The organism is Litorivita pollutaquae (assembly GCF_003205515.1).
Classification (GTDB): Bacteria; Pseudomonadota; Alphaproteobacteria; order Rhodobacterales; family Rhodobacteraceae; genus Litorivita; species Litorivita pollutaquae.
Genome location: NZ_KZ826483.1, coordinates 256,334 through 278,695, shown reverse-complemented (window position 1 = coordinate 278,695; position 22,362 = coordinate 256,334). Strand labels below are relative to the sequence as shown.

Below are 22,362 nucleotides of genomic sequence, written 5' to 3'. Positions count from 1 at the left end.
AAGACCGCAGGAAAAACCCACCTAAAACAAGAACGAGACGCCCATGCTCGCCTGTCAGCGCGCGTGTGTAAGGGAGGAATGAAAAATGGCTACATATCAATGCCCGGATTGCGGATACACCTATGACGAAATTCAGGGTCACCCACACGAAGGGTTCCCACCCGGAACACTTTGGTCGCAAGTGCCCGACGACTTTTCTTGCCCGGATTGCGCGGTGCGCGACAAGGAAGACTTTGTCCTGATCGGCGGTGCCCCGTCCGGCGAGGCTGCGCCTGCTCAGGCGGTTGAACCCGCCCCCGCGCCGGTCGCCGCACCTGCACCTGCACCTGCGGCACAGATCCCTGAACCTGCGCCCGTGGCTGCTGCACCGAGCGCCCCCGCTGCGCCACAGCCTGCGCCCGCCGCGCAGCCGGCCCCTGTTGCCGCTGGAACGGCCTACCGGAAATGGCTCTGCATCACATGCGGTCATATCTATGACGAAGCCCTTGGCGACGAACATGAAGGCTTCCCTGCCGGAACTCTGTTCAGTCAAATCCCCGATGATTGGTGCTGCCCTGACTGTGGCGCCACAAAAGAGGACTATGTCCTCTATGAAGAGAAATAGGAGAGAGAGCATGAACCAGGTTGCACCATTTCCTGCCAACACCATCGATGCGGATGCCATCCGGTCCGCATTTGACACCCAGATGCAGGCTCAGCTTACCCGGCGGGCCAGCTTCGACCGCAAGGCGCGCATTGCACAGTTGGATCGTTTGGCAGACGCCGTCAAACGGAACGAGGACAAAATCATCGCGGCCTGCGCCGCCGATTTTCGCAAACCCGCTGAAGAAGTGAAACTGACCGAGATCTTTCCTGTCCTTCAGGAAATCCGGCACACCAAACACCATCTGAAATCGTGGATGCGCGGCAAACGCGCGCGCGCCACTTTGGGCGTATTTGGCACCAAGGCACGGGTGCGTCCCGAGGCCAAGGGGATATGCCTGATCATCGCGCCGTGGAACTATCCGGTAAACCTTTCGCTCGGGCCGCTCGTCTCTGCCATTGCCGCTGGCAACAGTGCGATTATCAAGCCGTCCGAGATGACGCCGAATGCGGCGCAAGTCGTGATCGACATCGTGGAAGAGGCCTTTACGCCGGATCTGGTCACGGTCATCGAAGGCGACGCCGCCGTTTCACAGGAACTTTTGTCGCTGCCTTTTGACCATATCTTTTTCACCGGCAGCCCGGCCATCGGCAAGGTGGTGATGGAGGCCGCCGCGAAAAACCTGACATCGGTCACTTTGGAACTTGGTGGCAAGTCACCGACCATTGTTGGCCCGAATGCCAATATCAAAAAGGCCGCCCGCAACATTGTTTGGGGCAAGTTCTCGAACAACGGGCAGACCTGTATCGCACCGGATCATGTCTATGTGCACCGCGATGTGTCTGCGGCGTTCAAGACCGCGCTGAAGGCCGAGGTTGGACGGGTTTATGGCAAAACGCCCGAGGCGCAAAAAGCAACGCCCGATTATTGCCGGATCGTGAATGACCGGCACTTTGACCGGGTGCGCAACCTGATTGAAGATGCCCGCTCCAAAGGCGCCAGCATCGTTCAGGGGGGGCAGACTGACGCCAGCCAGAATTTCGTTGCCCCAACGCTGATCTCCGAGGTTTCGGACGATATGGAAATCACGCAAGAAGAGCTCTTTGGGCCAATTTTGCCGATCATCGAATATGTCGATCTGGACAAGGTCATCGACAAGATCAACGCAAACCCCAAGCCGCTTGCCCTTTATATCTTCGACAAGAGCAAGAGCTTCGTAAATCAAATCGTCTCGCGGACCTCTTCGGGCGCGGTGGGCGTCAACCTGACCGTGGTGCATTTCCTGCATCCGAACCTGCCTTTTGGCGGCGTCAACAACTCGGGCATCGGGGCGGCGCATGGTGAATACGGCTTCAAGGCCTTTTCCCATGAAAAAGCCGTACTCGAGGAAAAGCACTCGATCACGCACATGCTTTTCCCGCCTTACACCGGGTTTGTGCGCCGCCTCATCAACATCGTGGTTCGGGTGCTCGGCTAACGCCGCTGCGAACCAATAGGGAGAGAAGAAATGTACGACTATATCATCGTAGGAGCCGGATCCGCCGGTTGCGTTCTGGCCAACCGGCTGTCGGCAGACCCGGCCAAACGCGTCGCGCTTATCGAAGCGGGCCCAAAGGACAAAAGCCCCCTGATCCACATGCCATTGGGGATCGCCTTGCTGGCCAACAGCAAAAAGCTGAACTGGGCCTTTGACACGGAACCGCAAGAGCACCTGAATGGCCGCAAACTGTTCTGGCCCCGCGGCAAAACGTTGGGCGGTTCGTCATCGATCAACGCCATGGTCTATATTCGCGGCCACAAGGACGACTACGACTATTGGGCGTCAGAGGCAGGCACGGATGTCTGGGGCTGGGACCGCATGACAGAGCTGTTCAAGCGGATTGAAGACAACCATCGGTTCGGGACCACCGACACCCATGGCAAGGGCGGCGAGCTGTCGGTGAGCGAGCTGAAAACCGTGAACCCCATCAGCCGCGACTTCGTGCAGGCCGGACGCGAGTTGCAGATTCCCCATAATGGCGACTTCAATAGCGGCGCCCAAGAGGGCCTGGGCATGTATCAGGTCACGCAAAAGGACGGACGGCGTTGGAGTTCGGCGCAGGCCTTTCTGCGCGGGGCCGAATCCCGGTCCAACCTTGAAATATTCACCGACGCCCGCGTGACCCGCGTCGTCATGGAGGACAAAACAGCAACCGGCGTCACCCTGCGGATCGGCGGCGAATATCGCCAATTGCGCCTGAATGATGGTGGCGAGGTGATCCTGTCCGGCGGTGCCATCAATTCACCGCAGCTTCTGCTTCTGTCCGGTATCGGGGATGCGCAGGAAATCAAACGTCATGGCCTTTCGGTGGTTCACGATCTTCCCGAGGTGGGCAAGAATCTGGCCGACCACCTTGATGTGACGATCATGCATTCCGCAAGCTCGCGGCGCCCGATCGGTGTCGCGCTCAGCTTTTTGCCACGCGGCATTGGCGGATTATTTTCCTACATCTTCCGGCGCAAGGGGTTTTTGACCTCGAATGTGGCGGAAAGCGGCGGGTTCATCAAATCCTCGCCCGATCGCGACAGGCCGAATGTCCAGTTTCACTTCTTGCCGACCTACCTGAAGGATCATGGCCGCAAGATCGCCCTTGGCTATGGCTATACCCTTCACATTTGCGATGTCCTGCCCAAAAGCCGAGGTCATATCGGCCTCAAAAGCCCCGATCCGATGGATGATCCGCTGATTCAGCCGAATTATCTGAGCGATCCGGAAGATATGAAAACAATGATCGACGCGTTCAAGGCAGGGCGCAGGATCCTCGAAGCTCCGGCCATGTCCGCGCATAGCAAATACGAAGTTCAGCCCGGAAAATCCGTGCAGACCGACGATGAAATCGCGGCATTCATCCGCGAAGGCGCCGAGACGATCTATCACCCGGTCGGCACATGCCGGATGGGGGCGGATCAAGCATCGGTTGTCGACCCCGAACTGAAAGTACGCGGCGTGTCCGGATTGCGGGTCGTCGATGCCTCCATCATGCCAAGCCTTGTCGCGGGAAATACCAACGCCCCCACCATGGTCATTGCCGAAAATGCGGCGGCGATCATTTTGGGCCAGGTGCGTATTCTCGAGCGGAGGCAGTCCGTTGCCTAAGCGCGATGAAAAGCATAGAGAAACACATATGTGTGACGGATGTGATGGCGTTTGCTGCAAGAAACTTCAAGCCGCAACCGACAGCTTACAGGCTTTCCAGAACGATCGGAACACAGATCAAAATCCAAAATCTAATGAGGAAGCCAAATGCACGGACAAATGATGGAAATGCCGCTGACGATCCACTCTCTAATTGATCATGGTGCGCGCTACCATGGTGACACAGAGATTGTGTCAGTGGAAACGGATGGCTCTAAGACAAAGACCACATGGAAAGGTATCTCCGACCGGTCGCGGAAACTCGGTTCTGCACTGGCAAAGCTGGGGCTTTCCAAAGGGGATCGCGTAGCGACGATCGCGTGGAACAACTCTCGGCATCTGGAGTGCTACTTTGGCATCTCTTGCGGCGGAATGGTGTGCCACACGATCAACCCGCGCCTTTTCCCCGAGCAGCTCGTATATATCATCAACCACGCAGAAGACCGGGTGATCTTTTTCGACAAGACGTTCCTGCCGATCATCGAAGGGATCAAAGACAATCTAAAGACCGTCGACACCTTCGTCCTTATGTCGGAGCGTGACGAAGAGGCCGCGAGCAAAATCCCCGGACTTGTGTTTTACGAAGATTTCCTCGCCACAGGGGATGACAATGCCGATTGGGTGGATGTTGCCGAAACAGACGCCTCCAGCCTTTGCTATACCTCCGGCACCACGGGCAACCCCAAGGGCGTGCTCTACTCTCACCGCTCGACTGTCCTGCACTCGCTGGGCGCTGCCTTGCCTGACACGCTGAACTTTTCGGCGCGTGAAGTAATGATGCCGGTCGTGCCGATGTTCCACGTCAATGCTTGGGGCGCGCCCTATGCTGCGGCGATGGTCGGGGCCAAACTGGTCCTGCCGGGGCCGGGCCTTGATGGTGACAGCCTCGCAAAGCTCATCGACGCCGAAAGCGTGACGGTCGCACTGGGTGTTCCCACGATCTGGCAGGGGCTGCTTGTCTCGCTCGAAAAGCTTGGCTCTAAAGCCGATTCGCTGAAACGAACAGTTGTCGGCGGGACGGCGTGCCCACCCTCGATGATTGCCGAATTCCGCGACAAATACGACACCGAAGTTGTGCACGCTTGGGGCATGACCGAAACCTCACCTCTCGGAACGGCAAATGCCTTGCTTGAACGCCATGTTGGCATGACCGAGGAAGAGCAAGCGAAAGTGCGCGAAAGCCAAGGCCGCCCACCCTATGGCGTGGAGCTCAAAATCGTCAACGACGAAGGCGAAACGCTTCCCGAGGATGGCACAGCCCAAGGCAATCTGCGTATCCGCGGTCATTGGGTCGTAGACAGCTATTTCGGCGCTGAATCTGGCACGACCTTGGAAGCCGATGGATGGTTCGAAACCGGCGATGTCGCCTCGATCGATGCCGATGGTTTCATGACCATTCGCGATCGCTCCAAGGACATCATCAAATCGGGTGGCGAATGGATTTCCACCGTTGAACTTGAGGGCATCGCCGTCGGTCATCCGGAAATCGCAGATGCCGCCGCCATCGCCGCCAAGCATGAGAAATGGGATGAACGCCCGGTTCTCATTGCGGTTCGGGCGCCCGGTACGAACCTGGCGGAAGAAGATCTCATTGCCTTCTTCTCTGACAAGGTCGCCAAATGGCAAATGCCCGATGCCGTTGTTTTCGTGGAAGAACTTCCGAGAAACGCCACGGGCAAAGTGCTGAAGAATAAGTTGCGCGAGAGCTATGGGGATATGCTCCTGTCGTAACCTGAAACATGCAGGCGGAAGGCATATCGCATATTCCGCCTGCACGTCGCCGCGCGTCAAGCGCAGAAAATCAACCAAAGGGAGGAATAAATGAAACACACTGATCTGGTGTCAAAAGCGCCTTATGCCGCAGGCGTCATGGCGATCATGGCAATTGGCGGCTTCGTATCGCCCCACACCGCAGATGCGGACCCGCTTTACGCCAAAGGAGACTGGCTTATCGGCGTGAACGCAGCAAAGGTATTTACCGAAGAAACTCTGGATTCAATCAGCGCAGGTGGCGCTCCGATAGCGGGAGCGGGTGTTGATATCTCAGACGACACGACACTGAGCTTCGATGTCTCCTACTTTTTGGAGTCTTCTGTAGCGATCAACTTCTTTGGCGGTTTGCCAGCAACGGCCAATTTGACAGGCGCAGGTAGTTTGGCAGGAACGCCCATTGGCGAAACAAAATACGGCCCTGCAATCTTGTCGCTCCAATACCACTTTGAAACCAAATCGTCTTTTAGCCCATATGTGGGGGCCGGCATCGCTCGGATCTTGTTTTTGGAAGAACAAGGGAATGCAGTGGCCGATCTTGACCTGAAAGACGCTTGGGCGCCCGCGCTACAAGTTGGCGTGCGCTATCAACTGAGCGAAAAATGGTTTGCGAATGCGGATATACGTTACACGCCCTTCGAAACAGATATCTCTGGCACCCTCGGAGGCGCGCCCGTCAACGGCAAAGTGTCGGTGGATCCGACAATCCTCAACATCGGCGTTGCTTACCGCTTCTAGGGCTATGCCATGACAGACCTGCCGCGCAAAACGGCGGGCGATGAAGGGCCCTTGGATATGTAGACGCCTGGCTTGGGATTTTGCCACCAAGAAGAGACGGATACCACCGAGGGAACACAGTTTCCGAAATAGTTTAATCAGGACGCTGTGGCACAGTGTGTCAAGCGTGGCTCCTGCGGTCAGCGAAGTGGCTGAACCTCAGGGGACGAGCAAAAGATCGCCCGACACATGGAAGCTGCGGCTTGCGAAGTGGTCGCCCCACCGATCAAGGCGGCAGAACAAGCCAATAAGATCAAGCATTTAAAGCATGAAGTGGCCCGCGCGGCAAAAGCGCGGGCCATTTTGAAACGGGGCCGCACACGGCGCGTTACAGCGCCCCCTTTCAGGATCATGCGCTGCATGGCCTGCCGAACCGTGAGTGAGATAGGTGTTTATCACAACGCATATATTACAACGCATCGTCCGGAATTTTTAGGGCATGCGCAACGTCCTGCTCGGACTGTCCCTTTCCGTGCATTTCTATGGTTTTACGCGTGGCATAAAGAGCTGCTAAGCCGGTTGGCACACAAGCCCGCGCCAACCGAAGGATCCACCAAGCAACCGCAGCCCATGACCATCGCAACGGGCGCTGTTCCAAAGGCGCTCATTGCGACGTTATCATTGGATGCCCACGCGGGGGTTTTGGTCAATAATTGGTTGGATTTGCCTCTGCATCGGCGCGACTGCGGATCAGGGCGCTGCGCTCGAAGGTCATAAAGACAACTCCATCTTGACGCAGACCCTTTGTCCGGACCGTCACGATCCCCTGCCCGGGCCGCGATTTGGAGGGCCGTTTTGCGAGAACCTCGCTCTCGGCATATATTGTGTCGCCAGAGAACACCGGTGCGAGCAGTTTGATGTCCTGAAAGCCGAGATTGGCAATGGCCTGCCCGGAAACCTCTGGCACGGTCATGCCCAACACGATTGCGATTGTGAGCCCGCTGTTCACCAACATTTTCCCGAACTCAGTCTGGGAGGCAAAATGCGCATCGCAGTGCAGCGGATGGTAATTCATCGTCAGCAATGAAAACTGGGTGTTGTCCGCATCGGTGATCGTGCGCCCCGGCCGGTGCTCATATACGTCACCCACTTCGAAATCATCGTAGTATAGCCCAATCTGAGCCCGGAATCTTCGTGGCGCGATCTCTCTCATGCTTGCCCTCCAAAGGCCTCTACGCAGATGTCACAGGCACCAAAACAAGGCAAATTATTTTTCCTAGATGTGCCTTGTGTAGCAATACCCTGTGCTAAACGAATATATCTTCACACTTTTCAGCCGACGTCAAAATGCGGCGTGTCTGCATCATAATCGACGTCAGTTCCCTTCGCCAAACAATCGCGGTGAGAACGCCAACCGCAAGCGGTAAGCCGGCGATGACATTCATAATAGACGCGCCAACACACGCGGAAATGCCTTTGGCGGCGGCCTTGCGTTGGTTGTCCCTGCCATAGGTGTCTGCCGTCACAATATGTTTTCCGAACACAGGCTTGAAGAAGGGCACTTGGCCCGTGCCGGTCATGCCTCGCTCCGCTTGACCAATTGCCGCGCGATGATAATCCGCTGCATTTCGTTTGTGCCTTCACCAATGCAGGTCAGCGGAGCATCTCGATATAGCCGTTCGATATCATACTCTTTGGAATACCCGGAGGCGCCGTGGACGCGCATACTTTCGATGGAGTTCTCCAAGGCAGCTTCCGATGCAAAATATTTGGCCATGCCGGCTTCCATATCCACCCTTTGGCCGGAATCGAATTTTCGTGCAGCGTCCAAGGTTAGCAAGCGCGCGGCCTGTGCGCGTGTCGCCATATCTGCCAATTTCAATTGAATGGCTTGGTGTTCTGCGATGGGTTTGCCAAATGTCTTGCGCAGCTTGGCGTAGTCGACCGCCAATCGAAGCGCGCCTTCGGCGATCCCGACGCCGCGTGACGCAACATTGATCCTGCCCAGCTCAAGCCCGCCGGTGGCCTGATAGAACCCCTGCCCTTCGGTTTCGCCGATCAACTGGTTCGCCGGCAGTTCATAGTTGTCAAAAACAAGTTCTGCGGAATCAATCGATTGGTAGCCAAGCTTTTCGAGCTTGCGGCCCACGGTGAAACCCTCGCGTTTATCCGCAATCATCAAGCTCATGCCCTTATGGCGAGGTTCGATGTCTGTGTCGGTCTTGACCAGAAGGGCAAAAACCGATCCATGAATTCCGTTGGAAATCCATGTCTTTGTGCCGTTGATGATATACCCCGTATTGGTACGCTTGGCCGTCACGCGAAGCGCCTGTAGGTCAGTTCCCGCATCGGGCTCCGTCAGGGCGAGGCCACCGCGCAACTCGCCACTCGCAAGCTTGGGCAGCCAATGCTGTTTTTGCTCTTCCGTTCCGAATTTCTCGATCGCAAGACACAGCATGAGGTGGGAATTGAAAATCCCGGTGATCGACATCCAAACGGCGGAGATTTTCATGACGATTTTGGCGTAGGTCTCGGCAGGCAATCCCAACCCGCCATAGGCAGGGCTGACGGTTGCACCAAACAAGCCGAAATCAGCCATCTGGGCGACAAGCTCCTCGGGCCATTCATCCGCGTGATCAAACTTTTTGACAACAGGCCGAACGTCTTTTTCGACCCATCTGTCAATCGTGTCCAAAAGCGCCTGCTCGTCCTCTTGCGCGATCATCATTCCCCCCAGACTTCCATTCACACACCTTGATTTATAAGAAAACTTTACCGCGCTTCAGCTTATACTTGCAAACTTGGCAGTCAATAGATGCCGGCACAGGTCCGTTCATATCATAGGTGCGCTTCAAAAAAGCAGCCTCTGACAACCGATCCGCGCCGGCAGCCTGCCGTTCCATATGCGCTCACATCTTCCATTGAGCCGATCGCCGCGCGACCAATGCCGAATTGTGCCCCTATCCCGACAAAGGAAGCGGTATCCGCCGTTCCCGACGCGAAATTGGCCATAGGGGAGAACGCGTCATGGCGCGCGCCAACTCTTTTGTCGGCGCGCGCCATGATCTTTTTCGCGGTCGTCTCGCTCGGCGTTACCCTGCGATCTGACTGGCGTTGACAGACAGTTCCCTGGCTACAAGAAGCTGGGCAACCACAGAGCCAGTTCCGGGAAGAGGAACAGCACGAACAGCACCAACACCTCCAAGCAGATGAACGGAATCGCCGCGCGGTAGATCGCAAGCATCGAGATCGATTCCGGCGCCACACCGCGCATCACGAACAGCAAAAGTCCAAAGGGCGGTGTCAACAGGCTGACTTCCATCACCACCAGAAACAGGACACCAAGCCAAAGCATGTTCACGTCTTGCGCATGTGCAATGGGCAAGAAGAAAGGCAGAGTGACCAACAGCATGCTGACCTGATCCATGAACGCGCCCAGAAAGATCAACACACAAAGCATCATCAAAACCGCACCAAAGGCGGTCAGATTCAGCCCGTCCACAAAACCCAGCATCCCTTGAATGGCCCCGGACAGGGACAGGAGTTGGGAGAAGGTGGTCGAGCCGGCCACGATGAGCAAGATCATCGAAGCAACCTTGGCCGTTTCCGAAAGCGCGGTATTCAGGACATCGAAAGACAGCGACCGGTAGGCTGCCGCTGCGATCACCGCCGCCACACAGCCAATCGCGGCGGCCTCGGTTGGCGATGCGATGCCTCCAAAGATGCTGCCCACAACGGCCACGAAAATCAACATCAGCGGCAAAACGTAAACCAGGAACGGGCGCCATTTTTCGCGGCGCGTCAGGGTTTCTACGCTTTCCTGAACCGGTGCCAATTCGGGATTGATGGTGCAACGGATCAGCACATACCCCAAAAACAGCGCGGCCATCAACATACCCGGCATGAGCCCCGCCACAAGAAGCGACGAGATTGGAATATAGGCAAGACTGCCAAGCAGCACCGCCAACGCCGAGGGCGGGATCAGCATGGCAATCCCCCCGGTCGCCATGATCGGACCCATGGCGATGCCCGGATCATAGCCCCTTTTGAGCATGTCCGGCAAAAGAACGCCGCCCATCAGAGCCGTATTGGCAATGGTCGAGCCGGTGAGCGATGAAAAGATGGTGCCGCCAGTGATGGCCACGACCGACATGCGGCCGGGAACCCGCGATATCAGAATATCGACGGCATTGATCGCCCGAAAAGCGACTTTCGACTGAAACAGGATCTCCCCCATCAGCAAAAATAACACCACAGGCAGGAAGGAAAACTTGGCCACGGATTCAAACATTTCTCCGGACAAGAATTCCAAAGATCCGGTGCCGCCCATGAACACCACCATGCCGATCAGATTGGCACCAATGAAAGAAAAGGCGACCGGCAAGCCGATAGCCATACCAACCGCGATGATGGCAAGCATCAACAAGAGCGCGAGATACCACTCCATGCTTAGAACCCTCCCGAGACAGGAGCCGCATCGGCGGCATCCGGTTTACTGTCGACGATGCGCAGCACAAATTCGATGGCCATAAGCAAGAACGAAGCAGGTATGACCGCCAAAAGCGGCCATTCCGGGATCACCAGGCTTTTGTAGATGGCGCTATTGCTTTCGAAGGCGTTGTAAGCGGCGCCCGCGCTGAAATAGGCAATGGACAGACACACCGTGAGACCGACAAAATCGGCGAACATGTCAAGCGCCCGCGCGCCCGCACGCGGCAAAGTCTTGGAAAGGATATCGATCTTGACATGAAGTCCAAGCCGGAGCACCCAAGGTGCGGCGGCGAATGCCCCCACATAGATCGAGTATTCTGCGACCTCGCCCACCCACTCAACCGTGGATACACCGATCAGCCGTAAGACGATATTCATCGACACCGTGACGGCGATAAAACCCACCAAAACACCAAAAAACAACACAAACCCCTTCAGCACACTATCGTGTACCGCGCGAACATGTCGCAACATTTCAGACACCTCCCTATATTCTTGGCAAAATCGCGTGCGGCCGCACGCGATCACATGAGACATGCACGTGGCCGCAAAATGCCGCCACGTGCGGGGGTTCATGGCCGGGTAATAAATCCGCGAATTTCGTCCGCGACCGTCGCATTGATTTTTCTGGCTTCTTCCCAACCGACACGACGCGCCGTCTCGCTCCAGATCTTGGCTTGGTCAGGCGGCAACACGATGGTCTCGATACCCGCTTCCGTCTGCCGCGCAATTTCCTTGGCGTCATTTTCGGCAACAAGGTAGTTCCCTTGTTCAAGTTCAAGCATCATCTCGTTGAGCATCGCCTGTTGTTCTTCCGACATGCTTTCCCATAGCTTGAGATTCATCAGCACGTGGCCGTTACCGGTAAAGAACCCCGGTTCGACCCGATATTTTGTCACCTGATCCCAGCTATAATCGAAGATCCCCTCAGCAACCCAACCGAAGCCGTCCACAACGCCGCGCTCCATGAGCGTGTAAACTTCGGGCACAGGCGCCGAGTGTGTCGAGGCTCCGAGTTCTGTGAAAAACGCCTGATAAGCTGTGGACACGCGGATATCGATACCGCTGAGATCGGCCGAATCCACTGGCTTGTTCAGGTAGAGATAATAGGGCGACGTGTCATAGGTGCGGCCCAGATAGTGCAAGCCCTTTTCGGCATGCAACTTTTGAATATATTCGTACCCGCCATTTTGGCGAAGCTCGGCAATATCCACCTCGGACAACTTAAAAAAGTCGGCCTCAGGCAGAACATTCGTGTACCAGCCGCCGGTGACGTAGGCCATGCCGTAAACGCCGCCCTTGACCTTTTTGACGATCTGCACCGGGCTACCGATGGCCGGCGCACCGCCCAGATAGTCGATCTGCACAAGCCCTTTGCCGCGCTCGTTCAGCTTGTCAATAAAGTCCTCATAGCGCGATGCAATGATCGATCCGGCGGTCCAGCCGCTCACAGCACGGATTGTTACCTCTTCGGCCATTGCCGGAACTGACAACGCCAGAAGCGACAAGGCCGCAACAGTGTTCCTCTTCAGAGCCTTTAACATGGTATTCTCCTCCCTTTGAATGATTGTGGTGTCCGGCCTTTACGGCCGGTTCACCTGCTTTTTAGTGCTTCAGCGGTCAAATGAGCCCTGATTGACCTCGTCCGAAACGGCGTTCCATCTGCGTGCAGCTTCCACGGTGCCTTCAAGATAGGCTTTAGGCATCAGATCAAACGGAGGCCGCGTCGGGCCCGCATTGATGTAACCCGCCGCGTTGAACCGTTCCTTTTCCAACGGAATATTATACTTCGAAAACTCGCGGAAATCGCCGTTGGGAAAGAAGGTCTCATAGCTCCAGGTGATCCGATCTGTGAGCTTCTGCGCCATTTCGTCTTCACCGGCGGTGATCAAATCCCGCAGTTTGGTGCAGGGCGCCATGCCGCAGCTTGCAGATCCGGCCCAGGCCGCCACGGATACATCGGCGTCGATTTCGCGGGCTTTCAGCCAATCGCGCTCCAGCGGCAACAACCGGATGCGCCCCTTCACGGCCTCAAGGCTACGTGCGTAGATATCATCCACGCCGATGGTCTTGGCGGCAACGAGTTGAGGGATCTCGGCAAGCTGGCCCCAAGTCTCCGGGGTGATCCGCCCTTTGAAGGCTTCGGGGTTGTCATAGATCACGATGCCAAGTTCCGGCACGGCTTCGGCCACGTCGCGATAATATTGCACGATCGCTTCCGGCGCCAGTTGGCACCACATCGGCCGCCCCAGCATGGTTCCCTGCGCACCAAGGTCGCGGACAAACTTCATCCGTTCGATGGTTTCGCGTGTGCTCTGCATGGTCGTCCCGATGCAAACAGGAACGCGTCCGGCCACCTCTTCGACCACCGCAGTCACATAGACTTTCCATTCCTCGGGGGTGAGCGTGGCTTCTTCGCCGAAGGTGCCGTTGGTCAGGATGGCGTCCACGCCATCTTCGATGATCTGGTTGACGGCGCGGCGTGTTTCTTCAACATCGATGGCGACACCGTCATACAGCGGGTCGGCCGCTTCAGGCGTGCTGCATGAGGGGATAATTCCCCAAATTCCTGTCACGTCTGCAACCGTAAGTCGGCATTTGTTGGCGTTGGGCATTACTTTTCTCCAAATAGTGTCAAAACACTGGCCGTCCGTGTCTTCCTGCACTTGAGTCACGGCCACTACGTCGGAGCAGTCTAGGGACAGCAAAGAAGATGGCGCTACTGGGCGTTTGGACATAGAATAACGCGATTCAGACAAAAGGCCGCCTTCATGCAATACCTCCCACCGAACAGTTACGACAAACCCGGGGCGCTGATCTCCTTTACCGTGCGCCAATGTGCGAACCTCACGGCCGTGCCACGCCATAGCCACGCGCACCCGCAACTTCTCTATACCACAACCGGATTTCTTCAGGTGCGCACTGACGGCGGCAAATGGGTGGTGCCCAACGGTCAGGCCTTTTGGCTGCCGGCAGGCGTGCCGCACGATGTTATGTGCAACGGCAGCGTGACCATGCACAGCCTGTTTTTTAACACCTCTGGCGGCGCCGAATTTCTCGACACCTGCAGCGTGGTCACAATTTCCCCGCTGCTCAAAGAGCTGATCCTCTACACCACACGGTCGGTCGACACGCTGGAGGCCGACGCGTCCGAGCGCCTGATTTCGGTCATTCTGGATCAGGTCAGCCATCTCCCCGCCGAACCCCTATTCTTGCCAGTGGCGAGTGATTCCCGGCTGAAACCCATCATCGACGGGCTTCTGGACGATCCCTCCGACACGCAGTCGCTCGACACTTGGGCCGAGGAAGTGGGCAGCTGTTCGCGCACCCTGTCGCGGCTGTTCATCACACAAACCGGTCTGTCCTTTGGCAGGTGGCGCGAACGGGCGCGGGTGATCGCGGCGCTGAAAGGATTGTCGGAAGGGCGCAGTGTCACCGAAATCGCTTATGAGCTGGGCTACCGGTCACAAAGCGCTTTTATCAACATGTTCAAACGGACAACCGGACGCACGCCCGGGAAATTTTTCACAAGTTAACGGCCAACCTATCGCACATGCCTTAAGGCTAATGGTCGGTTACGGAATGCATTTGCGCGGGTCGTTTTTCTGTCGCGACAGCACCGAACCTTGGGTGAGTACGGCGCCCCGGATCACCGGCGCGGGCCACAATAGCAACGGGCTTTCGCGCCGCTGCGCCTGCTATTGCCCCCGAGAATGGCGTTTGGCCTGCGTCCTCCGGCAGGCACCCGCCGCGTCGCATGGCAAGTGGCGTTTATTTAGCGGGCGCCAGACCGGCGAAGGCAACCCGCCAAAGGCAAAGACCCGGTGTGTCGCGCGACGAGATGACAGAGTGGGCAATACCGAAATCGTACCGATGAATCACAAGGCGCAATGAGAACCGCAGTGCGGCGCCTTCATGTCCGATGCCATTTGGGCCACGGCATCGAACATCAATTCTTCACCGGATTACGAGGACATTACTCGGGGAAGCCAGGTAATGATTGCCGGGAAGGCAAACAGGATCGCAATCGTGACGATCTCCATCAAGACAAACCAGAACGCGCCTTTGAACACCTCGGGCAACGGCGTTTCCCGGTCAATACCGGCGATGACATAGACGTTAAGCCCGACAGGTGGCGTGATCAGCCCGATTTCGCACATCTTGACCGTCAAGATCCCGAACCAGATCGGATCGAAGCCCAGTGATTGCACCGCTGGAAACATAATCGGAATTGTGATCGCCATCATCGAGAACGCATCGAGGAACATACCCAACGGCACGAGGACCAGCAGCAGCATCGCAACGATCAGGTAAGGATCCAAACCGGACTGCACCACCGCCTGCGCCAATTGGTTGGGCACCTGGATCAGCGTTAGGAAATAGCTGAAGATTGCGGCTCCGACCATTGTAAACAGGATCATCACCGTCGTGTCGATTGTCGAACGGAAGCTTTCGACAATCCGCCCCATCATGCCGGGCCAACTTGGCCGATGCGAGAGCAGCATGAGAAAGGCAACGAAAGCCCCTAATGCGCCCGCTTCGGTCGGTGTCACAAGCCCCAGATAGATGCCGCCCATGACCACGAGGAAAAGCACCGCAACCTGCCACGCCTTGCGGGTTTCGCGCACCGCGACCCCCCAAGAGGCGCGCGGGGAAACAGCCGCGCGCGCCGGACCGCGCCGGGCAATGATATAGATGCCGACCATGAAAACAAACATCGTGAGCAGACCCGGCAGAAATCCCGCGATCAGCATCTTTCCCGCAGAGGTTTCGGTCAGCGCCGCATAGAAAATCAACAAGACACTGGGCGGAATGAGAACGCCGAGAACCCCACCCGCAGCCACGGCCCCCGCCGACAGGCTGCCAGCATAACCGGCTTTTTTCATTTCCGGAATCGCCACCGAACCAACCGTTGCGGCGGTCGCCACGCTGGATCCGGATGTCGCGGCAAAACCGGCGCTGGTCAGGATCGACGCCATCGCCAAACCACCCGGAAGATGCCCCACCCATCGGCTGGCCACATCAAACAGTTTCTTGCCGACTTCGGCGTGCTGCGCAAAGCTGCCCATGAGAATGAACAGCGGAATGATGGTCAGCGTGTAAACCGCAGTCGTCGAATAGGAAATCGATTTGAGCCGGGTCATCAAAAAGTGCAGATCTTCGACCATGATGATACCGGCGGCCCCTGAGAGGGCCAGCGCCGCAAACACCGGCGTGCCAAGCGCCATCAACACAAAGATCATTGCCACGGCGATATACGGGGCGAAATTGGGATCCATCGTTTTTCCTTAGGTCAGGTGGGGCCGGGTTCGGTGCCGGCTTGCTGCTCCGGTTCACCGAAGAGCAAGGTTTGCAGGGACTGGACCGCCATCTGAATGCAGGCGAACCACAGTCCGATCGCGAGACTGGCCTTGGTCCACCAGATCGGGATCTTGATATAACCCCAGCGAAATTCGAGGATTGAAATCGAATAGATCGCCTCGTTGGTCGCCGGGATTGCCAACATCAGCAATCCAAGCGCGCCAAGGCCCCAGCCAGCACCAACCACCCCGGAGCGCAACCGCCGGGGGAGTTTGTCAGTCAGCACCGTCACGCGGATATGGGCGTCATCGCGCTGCGTCCAACCCGCGCCGAGAAAGACGATCATCACCAAAGCAAGTTCGGTGAACTCGAACACGCCGGAAATCGGGCTTCCGGTGACGGCGCGGGTGATGATGTCCAGCGTGATTCCAAACATCAAAAAAGCCAGAAACAACATGGCGACCGCACCCAGCACGTCGGACACCCATTTAAGGATCCTGTTCAAAAACTGCATCATCCAGTCCTTCGCTTGGTACGGTCGCCACGCTCCATCAGGAGGCCTGACTGATTTCATAAGGGCGCTTCAACGTGGCCTTTGCGTCATATTTGGCGATGGCATCATCAATCAACGACTGCATTTTCTCGCCGTCGATGCCGGCCTGTTTCGCCGGACCATCCAGCCAGGCATTGACCTGCGCGGGCTGGACGAGCTCTCTGGCCAGGGCCTTTTGATCGTCCGGAATGGTGTGCAATGTCACACCCTCTGCCTCGGCAATCTTAACGTATTTCGCGAGAATTTCTTCGTAGATAGCACTGAACTTACCGCCATAGATTTCATCGACGATTCCGTCAGAAACCTTGCGCACATCCCCGGGCAATCCGTCATAGACCTGCTTGTTCATGATCGTGGTTGCCGGCGCGTGCGGGCCATCGCCGATGTCATAGAATTCTGGCGCGGTTTCGTGCAATTTGTAGGCAATCGCAGTCACGAAATCAAAACCGTAGACCCCATCGAGAATACCGCGTTCCAGAGCCTGATAAACCTCGGGCGCCGCCATCGGAATCGCAGTGCCGCCCAGCGCCTCGACCACATCGGCGGAAACGCCATAGGCGCGGATGCGCTTGCCCTTGATATCTTCGATGGAATTGATCGGTTCGCGCAGGATCATCGGCGCATAGTTCCAATTGGTCCAATACAACACCTTAGAGCGATGACGGTCTTCCCATTCCGCGCGCAGGGGATCGAATTGCTCATAGACATCGCGGCAGACCTGCTGCAACGCATCGGCGCGGTTCATGCGGAAATACCATTCCAGGCCACGGGTCACCGGCAGCTCGGCCTGATAATATCCCGGCGAGATGAGTGTCATTTCCGAAGTTCCATCGCGCGAGGCGGCAAGATGTTCGCCAACCTTGTTCAGCGATCCGGACCAATACCGGCGGATATTCACCTCACCCTCGGTTCGTTTTTCCAGTTCATCGAGATACCACCGGTCAATCCAGGACGGGCCGGCGGTTTCCGACACGTAGCTGTCGAATTTCAGCGAGGTTGCCGCCCGCGCGAGCGACGGTGCCCCCATGACCAAGGCACCCGACGCGGCGGCCGCCCCTGACGTGATAAATGTTCTGCGTTTCATGTCTCTCTCCCTTTGTTTGCGGACCCATCATATCGGGACAGGCCCGGTTGTTCCTGTTGGCCCATGCCGCCCGTTCGTCTTTAATCCTGGGCGACACGTTCCCGCAGGGTGGTTTTCAGAACCTTCCCGTAGCTGTTCTTGGGCAGATCCTGCACAAAATGATATTGCTTCGGCTTCTTGAACGAGGCCATCCGCTGCTTGCACCAGCGATCAAGCTCCGCCGTATCGCAGGAGGATCCCTCACGCAGTACGACAAAGGCAATCACGTCTTCGCCCCACTCCGGGCTCGGTTTACCAATCACGGAAACCTCGAACACTTGATCATGGGCCAAAAGCGTTTCTTCGACCTCGCGGGGATAAATGTTGGTGCCGCCAGAAATGATGACATCCTTGGAGCGGTCGGTCAGGGTGACAAACCCATCCGGATCCATGGACCCCAAATCCCCGGTGCGCAGCCATCCGTCCACAATCGCGGCAGCGGTGGCCTCGGGGTTGCGCCAATAGCCTTTCATCAGCGTATCACCGGCGAGCGCGATCTCGCCCACCTCGCCGCGCGGCACTTCACGCATATTCTCATCCACGATCCGCACCTTGACGCCGACCTGTGCAAACCCGACCGAGACGCGGCGGGCATCTGCATTGGGATGTGTGGTATCGGCCACCAGTTTGCGGGGCAAGACGGTGATCGTCATCGGGCTTTCCCCTTGGCCGTAGATCTGGACAAACCGCGATCCAAAACGGCTCAGCGCCTCTTCGATATCGGCCAGATACATCGGGCCGCCGCCATAGATGATCGTCTTGATGCCCTCACCATTATATCCGGTTTCAGCAGCATGGGCGATCTGGCGCTTGACCATGGTGGGCGCGGCGAAGAACACCAAATTGCCCAGCTCCTGTGCCAGCCCGGCAATCTCTGCGGCGTCGAACCCGCAGGACGGCGGTATGATGTGACAGCCCCCGGCCCGCACGATCGGAAAATGATAGAGCCCCGCACCATGCGACATCGGGGCAGCATAGAGCGAATTATCCTCTGCCGAAACCGCGTCCACATCCATCGCATAAGCCAGCGACATCGCCACGATGTTGCCATGTGTCACCATGACCCCTTTGGGGCGGCCGGTGGTACCGGAGGTATAAAACAACCACGCCACATCGTCGTCTGCGGTTTCTACGGGAGGCGTCACAGTTGCGCCCTGTGTTGCGGCCTCTACCAGACCGGACTCGCCGATACCGCATTCGATGCACCCGCCTTCAAGATCGTCCGCATCGGGATAAACCGCGCCGGTTTCGGTGATCACGGCCTTGGCGCCGGAATCGCTGATGATCCACGCGGCCTCACGCGGATGCAGTTTGTAATTGATCGGCACGACGATCGCGCCAATCCAGAGCGCCGCATGGAGCGCTTCGAGATATTCAGGGCAGTTGTGCATGAACACCGCCACCCGATCGCCTTTTTTGATCTTGAGCACATCGGCCAGATACTGCGCCATTCCTATGCTGCGGCTTGCAAAACCGCCATAAGTCGCGTGCAGCCGGGTGCCAAAGCGGATCGCCGGCGTTTCAGGACAGGCCAGCGCCGTTTGATAAAGCCAACTTGCAATATTCATGCAACGGATCCCTCTTGCGCTTCGAGAACAGAAACATAATTTGCCACGGCCGATCCCCCCATATTGAAGACCAACCCCAGAGCGGCGCCTGGCTTTTGCATATCTGCGGCCTGACCGGTCAATTGCCGGTAGGCCAAAGCATGCATGGACACACCGGTGGCACCGACCGGATGCCCTTTGGCCTTGAGGCCACCGGAGAGGTTCACCGGAAGCGCCCCGTCACGATAGACGATCCCCTCCTCAATCGCGCGTGCCCCCTGCCCCTTCGGCGCGAGGCCCATCGCCTCATAGGTCAGCAATTCGGCAATGGTGAAACAGTCGTGAACTTCGGCGAAATCGATGTCTCCAAGCGTCACGCCAGCGGTTTCAAAGGCTTCGGCGAAGGCCCGCTCCGGTCCTTCGAAAGCAAGAAAATCGCGGCGCGACATCGGCAGGAAATCACTCACATGCACGGCGGCGCGGATACCAACGGATTTGGCGAAGTTTGCCGCATTGTCGTTGATCGTCATAACCAATGCGGCGGCCCCATCGGTCACCAAAGAGCAATCGGTCAGCCGCAGAGGCGGCGCGATCTCGGGGTTGGAGTTGGAGGTGGTGCTACAATGCTCAAAGGTAAATTCCTTATGCATCTGCGCCAACGGGTTAGCCATCGCATTGGCGTGGTTCTTGACCGCGATCCGCGCCATCGCATCCAGCGGGCTGGCATAGCGTGCGTCATAATCGCGGGCCGCCACACCGAACACCTGTGGAAAGCTCAGCGCGGCTTCGGCCGGATCGTTCTGATAGCCGGCACCGGCAAGCGCCTGTGTCACGTCGCGGGTTGACCGGTTGGTCATTTTCTCGGCTCCGACGACCAAAACGGTGCGGGCCTTGCCTGCCTTTATCGCATGGATCCCCGCATGGATCGCCGCCGACCCCGACGCGCAAGCATTTTCCGCGCGCATACCCGGTGTGAAGCGCAATTGCGGATAGGCTTGATGGATCAATGAAGAGGCAAATCCGTCCGTCACCAGACCCGAATTGAAATGCCCCAAGAATACCGCGTCGATATCGGCAGGATCAATGCCCGCCTCCTCGACGGCTTCGCGTGTTGCTGCGACGATCAAATCTTCGAGATTTTCTTGCAGCCGACCAAATTTTGTGTGGCCGCTGCCGACGATGGAAATTCCGGTGCTCATGATGTTCTCCCCCAAAGTGTCAGATTACAATAACGCTAGGTTTCTATGGCGCTATTGGTAGAATTACGTATTGTGCTACGTGGCTATACGTAGATCCCCAAGGGGAATGACCCATGATCGACACATCGACGACGGACACATCGACACCGCAAAAGGCGGCAATGCTTGGTTTTCTGGAATCACCGGTGGCACAGATCGTCGTGCGGTATCGCCGGATCATTGAAGCCAACAAGGCGGTCGAACGTCTGTTCGGGTGTCCCCGCGAGGAATTGGCGAACCGCTCAGTGCAGCGGCTTTATCCCACGACCGCCGATTTCAACCAGATCGGCGAACGGTGTGAAATGCGGATGCGCGCGACCGGCGACAGCTATTATGAAGATGAACGCTTCATGCAGACCTTTGATCAGAAAATCTTCTGGGTGCGCGCCAAAGGCATGACCCTGACCCCCGAGGATCCCTTCGCCTTGATGATCTGGAGTTTCGAAAAAATCTCTCACAAATCCTATCGCTCCGTCGATATCAGCCCACGTGAACGGGAGGTGGCGCATCATCTGGTCAATGGCAGCACATCGCGTGAAATTGGCGAAGCTTTGGGGATTTCTCACCGCACGGTCGAGGTCCATCGCGCCCGTCTTATGCGTAAATTCAACGTCAAAAACACCGCTGCATTGGTGTCTGAAATTGTGCATGCGGTCTGAACATACGCCTTTAATCCGCCCTCCCAAACTGGACGGCGCAGGAATACCCCAATGGCACGCATTGGCACAGATCGATTGGCGCGGCTCTTGCACGTGATGCGTCACAGCGCGGCATCGCGGGGTAACGTTTAACGACACTGATGTGGTCCCTGTCGGCGATATGGTCGTTTTCGGCTCCCGAGCGCATGTATGCCCGCCCATGAAAGATTGAGCGCGGCGTCAAGCCATGCGGTCAATGCACGACATATGCCCCGTTCGGTCAATAAAACCGCGTCAGAGCGGGGATTGCCTTGCTTGACACGGGCGCGGCCCCATAGAGGTTGCGGTCGGTTTTCGACAACTTGCGCCATGTTATTGCTTGCTATTGCGCGCCCTGCGGCGATGCCTTGAGCCCGTCACCGGCGATCCGGCGACCGCTGTTACAGCATCCCCGCGAGGGTCTGCCGGACCAAATCCGGCAACCGCGCAAAATCGGAGAATGCGGCGTGATGCGCAATATCGGCGACAGAGGATCTCCGGTATCCTTCGGTAAACAGCAAAAACGGCACGGCAGCGCGCTGCGCGGTTTGTGCGTCGACCTCGCTGTCCCCGACGTAGATTTGCGGCCCTGCGCCCAGAGCCTGAAAGGCCGCATGCAACGGGGCCGGATCGGGTTTGCGCAGGGCCAGACTGTCGCCGCCCAAAACCACTTCAAAAAAACCGGCGAGGTCAAGATGGTTGAGAACGGCGCGGGTGGGGGCAATCGGTTTGTTGGTACATATCCCGAGGCGATGCCCCGCCCGTGCAAGGGCGGTAAGCGCCGACCCGACGCCTTCGTATGGTTTGGTCAATTCAACCGCCTGCTCATACTGGCGAAGAAAGGCCGCGAGAAGCCGCGTTTGTTCTGCATCTGCAATGCCGCGTGCGGCACGCATCCTTTCGACAAACACCGCCGCGCCATTGCCGACAAATGCACGCGTATCCGCAAGAGAGATCGGAGCGTGACCCTCGGCTTCAAGCAGCTGATTGCCGATGCCATGCAGATCGGGGGCGCTGTCGATCAGCGTGCCATCGAGATCAAAAACGATGCGGGCCATTGGCGTCCTCGGGCAAGCAAATGTCAAAGTCAGGCGCACAGTAATGCGCCAGAGCCGCGCCGCAAGAGACATTCACCGGTAAAAAGCAGGGCGGCACTCGCGACAAGCAGGGATCCGGCACCGCCTTGC

General features: G+C 57.3%; 20 protein-coding genes. 7 read left to right on the top strand and 13 right to left on the bottom strand.

What is annotated here, in order from left to right; all coding sequences use genetic code 11:
• Positions 1-85: 85 nt before the first annotated feature.
• From DI396_RS16925 to DI396_RS07835, 5 genes are all read left to right on the top strand, one after another.
• Positions 86-604 carry a rubredoxin gene (locus DI396_RS16925; protein ID WP_110795639.1) on the top strand — a complete coding sequence of 173 codons (519 nt, stop codon included), beginning with the start codon at positions 86-88 and terminating at the stop codon, positions 602-604.
• Positions 605-614: 10 nt separating this feature from the next.
• On the top strand, positions 615-2,060 hold the full coding sequence (locus DI396_RS07850; protein WP_110795638.1) for an aldehyde dehydrogenase family protein: 1,446 nt from the start codon (positions 615-617) through the stop codon (positions 2,058-2,060).
• A 30-nt stretch (positions 2,061-2,090) separates the two neighbouring features.
• Positions 2,091-3,719 carry a GMC family oxidoreductase gene (locus tag DI396_RS07845; RefSeq protein WP_110795637.1) on the top strand — a complete coding sequence of 543 codons (1,629 nt, stop codon included), beginning with the start codon at positions 2,091-2,093 and terminating at the stop codon, positions 3,717-3,719.
• Between the two features lie 147 nt (positions 3,720-3,866).
• Positions 3,867-5,489: a long-chain fatty acid--CoA ligase gene (locus DI396_RS07840; protein ID WP_110795636.1), complete on the top strand. Its 1,623-nt coding sequence runs from the start codon at positions 3,867-3,869 to the stop codon at positions 5,487-5,489.
• A gap of 90 nt (positions 5,490-5,579) precedes the next feature.
• Positions 5,580-6,266, top strand: a complete 687-nt coding sequence (locus DI396_RS07835; RefSeq protein WP_110795635.1) for an OmpW/AlkL family protein — start codon at positions 5,580-5,582, stop codon at positions 6,264-6,266.
• Between the two features lie 685 nt (positions 6,267-6,951).
• Here the strand turns inward: DI396_RS07835 and DI396_RS07830 are convergent.
• The 7 genes from DI396_RS07830 to DI396_RS07800 form a co-directional block, all read right to left on the bottom strand.
• Positions 6,952-7,458, bottom strand: coding sequence for a MaoC family dehydratase (locus DI396_RS07830; RefSeq protein WP_110795634.1), 507 nt, complete (start codon positions 7,456-7,458; stop codon positions 6,952-6,954).
• A 94-nt stretch (positions 7,459-7,552) separates the two neighbouring features.
• Complete coding sequence (locus DI396_RS07825; RefSeq protein ID WP_110795633.1) at positions 7,553-7,825, bottom strand: hypothetical protein; 273 nt, start codon at positions 7,823-7,825, stop codon at positions 7,553-7,555.
• Complete coding sequence (locus DI396_RS07820; RefSeq protein WP_110795632.1) at positions 7,822-8,973, bottom strand: acyl-CoA dehydrogenase family protein; 1,152 nt, start codon at positions 8,971-8,973, stop codon at positions 7,822-7,824. Before DI396_RS07820 ends, DI396_RS07825 begins: the two co-directional genes overlap by 4 nt.
• Positions 8,974-9,378: 405 nt before the next feature.
• On the bottom strand, positions 9,379-10,692 hold the full coding sequence (locus DI396_RS07815) for a TRAP transporter large permease (RefSeq protein WP_110795631.1): 1,314 nt from the start codon (positions 10,690-10,692) through the stop codon (positions 9,379-9,381).
• A 2-nt stretch (positions 10,693-10,694) separates the two neighbouring features.
• Positions 10,695-11,210: a TRAP transporter small permease gene (locus DI396_RS07810; protein WP_162617183.1), complete on the bottom strand. Its 516-nt coding sequence runs from the start codon at positions 11,208-11,210 to the stop codon at positions 10,695-10,697.
• A 98-nt stretch (positions 11,211-11,308) separates the two neighbouring features.
• The gene (gene dctP / locus DI396_RS07805) at positions 11,309-12,280 is read right to left on the bottom strand and encodes a TRAP transporter substrate-binding protein DctP (protein ID WP_110795629.1); all 972 of its coding nucleotides are present in this window, start codon (positions 12,278-12,280) and stop codon (positions 11,309-11,311) included.
• A gap of 69 nt (positions 12,281-12,349) precedes the next feature.
• Positions 12,350-13,351, bottom strand: coding sequence for a dihydrodipicolinate synthase family protein (locus DI396_RS07800; protein WP_162617182.1), 1,002 nt, complete (start codon positions 13,349-13,351; stop codon positions 12,350-12,352).
• 156 nt (positions 13,352-13,507) lie between these two features.
• Here DI396_RS07800 and DI396_RS07795 point away from each other — a divergent pair, with 156 nt between their 5' ends.
• Complete coding sequence (locus tag DI396_RS07795) at positions 13,508-14,272, top strand: AraC family transcriptional regulator (RefSeq protein ID WP_162617181.1); 765 nt, start codon at positions 13,508-13,510, stop codon at positions 14,270-14,272.
• Positions 14,273-14,701: 429 nt separating this feature from the next.
• Here the strand turns inward: DI396_RS07795 and DI396_RS07790 are convergent, their stop codons facing one another.
• The 5 genes from DI396_RS07790 to DI396_RS07770 form a co-directional block, all read right to left on the bottom strand.
• Positions 14,702-16,015: a TRAP transporter large permease gene (locus DI396_RS07790; RefSeq protein WP_110795627.1), complete on the bottom strand. Its 1,314-nt coding sequence runs from the start codon at positions 16,013-16,015 to the stop codon at positions 14,702-14,704.
• Positions 16,016-16,029: 14 nt separating this feature from the next.
• Positions 16,030-16,551 carry a TRAP transporter small permease gene (locus DI396_RS07785; protein WP_110795789.1) on the bottom strand — a complete coding sequence of 174 codons (522 nt, stop codon included), beginning with the start codon at positions 16,549-16,551 and terminating at the stop codon, positions 16,030-16,032.
• A 37-nt stretch (positions 16,552-16,588) separates the two neighbouring features.
• The gene (locus DI396_RS07780) at positions 16,589-17,674 is read right to left on the bottom strand and encodes a C4-dicarboxylate TRAP transporter substrate-binding protein (protein WP_110795626.1); all 1,086 of its coding nucleotides are present in this window, start codon (positions 17,672-17,674) and stop codon (positions 16,589-16,591) included.
• Between the two features lie 80 nt (positions 17,675-17,754).
• The gene (locus DI396_RS07775; RefSeq protein ID WP_110795625.1) at positions 17,755-19,281 is read right to left on the bottom strand and encodes a class I adenylate-forming enzyme family protein; all 1,527 of its coding nucleotides are present in this window, start codon (positions 19,279-19,281) and stop codon (positions 17,755-17,757) included.
• A complete protein-coding gene (locus DI396_RS07770; protein ID WP_110795624.1) occupies positions 19,278-20,459 on the bottom strand; it encodes an acetyl-CoA acetyltransferase in 1,182 nt (393 codons plus the stop codon). The genes DI396_RS07775 and DI396_RS07770 overlap by 4 nt, the downstream gene beginning before the upstream one ends.
• A 113-nt stretch (positions 20,460-20,572) precedes the next feature.
• Between DI396_RS07770 and DI396_RS07765 the strand changes: the two genes are divergently transcribed.
• Entirely contained in the window at positions 20,573-21,157 is a 585-nt protein-coding gene (locus DI396_RS07765) for a response regulator transcription factor (protein ID WP_110795623.1), read from the top strand.
• Between the two features lie 419 nt (positions 21,158-21,576).
• Here DI396_RS07765 and gph read toward each other — a convergent pair whose 3' ends face one another.
• Complete coding sequence (gene gph / locus DI396_RS07760; RefSeq protein WP_110795622.1) at positions 21,577-22,233, bottom strand: phosphoglycolate phosphatase; 657 nt, start codon at positions 22,231-22,233, stop codon at positions 21,577-21,579.
• Positions 22,234-22,362 lie beyond the last annotated feature (129 nt).

Coding starts and splice junctions, on each gene's coding strand:
- DI396_RS16925 (WP_110795639.1), top strand. CDS start 86: ATGGCTACATATCAATGCCCGGATTGCGGATACACCTATGACGAAATT.
- DI396_RS07850 (WP_110795638.1), top strand. CDS start 615: ATGAACCAGGTTGCACCATTTCCTGCCAACACCATCGATGCGGATGCC.
- DI396_RS07845 (WP_110795637.1), top strand. CDS start 2,091: ATGTACGACTATATCATCGTAGGAGCCGGATCCGCCGGTTGCGTTCTG.
- DI396_RS07840 (WP_110795636.1), top strand. CDS start 3,867: ATGCACGGACAAATGATGGAAATGCCGCTGACGATCCACTCTCTAATT.
- DI396_RS07835 (WP_110795635.1), top strand. CDS start 5,580: ATGAAACACACTGATCTGGTGTCAAAAGCGCCTTATGCCGCAGGCGTC.
- DI396_RS07830 (WP_110795634.1), bottom strand. CDS start 7,458: ATGAGAGAGATCGCGCCACGAAGATTCCGGGCTCAGATTGGGCTATAC.
- DI396_RS07825 (WP_110795633.1), bottom strand. CDS start 7,825: ATGACCGGCACGGGCCAAGTGCCCTTCTTCAAGCCTGTGTTCGGAAAA.
- DI396_RS07820 (WP_110795632.1), bottom strand. CDS start 8,973: ATGATGATCGCGCAAGAGGACGAGCAGGCGCTTTTGGACACGATTGAC.
- DI396_RS07815 (WP_110795631.1), bottom strand. CDS start 10,692: ATGGAGTGGTATCTCGCGCTCTTGTTGATGCTTGCCATCATCGCGGTT.
- DI396_RS07810 (WP_162617183.1), bottom strand. CDS start 11,210: ATGTTGCGACATGTTCGCGCGGTACACGATAGTGTGCTGAAGGGGTTT.
- dctP (WP_110795629.1), bottom strand. CDS start 12,280: ATGTTAAAGGCTCTGAAGAGGAACACTGTTGCGGCCTTGTCGCTTCTG.
- DI396_RS07800 (WP_162617182.1), bottom strand. CDS start 13,351: ATGCCCAACGCCAACAAATGCCGACTTACGGTTGCAGACGTGACAGGA.
- DI396_RS07795 (WP_162617181.1), top strand. CDS start 13,508: ATGCAATACCTCCCACCGAACAGTTACGACAAACCCGGGGCGCTGATC.
- DI396_RS07790 (WP_110795627.1), bottom strand. CDS start 16,015: ATGGATCCCAATTTCGCCCCGTATATCGCCGTGGCAATGATCTTTGTG.
- DI396_RS07785 (WP_110795789.1), bottom strand. CDS start 16,551: ATGCAGTTTTTGAACAGGATCCTTAAATGGGTGTCCGACGTGCTGGGT.
- DI396_RS07780 (WP_110795626.1), bottom strand. CDS start 17,674: ATGAAACGCAGAACATTTATCACGTCAGGGGCGGCCGCCGCGTCGGGT.
- DI396_RS07775 (WP_110795625.1), bottom strand. CDS start 19,281: ATGAATATTGCAAGTTGGCTTTATCAAACGGCGCTGGCCTGTCCTGAA.
- DI396_RS07770 (WP_110795624.1), bottom strand. CDS start 20,459: ATGAGCACCGGAATTTCCATCGTCGGCAGCGGCCACACAAAATTTGGT.
- DI396_RS07765 (WP_110795623.1), top strand. CDS start 20,573: ATGATCGACACATCGACGACGGACACATCGACACCGCAAAAGGCGGCA.
- gph (WP_110795622.1), bottom strand. CDS start 22,233: ATGGCCCGCATCGTTTTTGATCTCGATGGCACGCTGATCGACAGCGCC.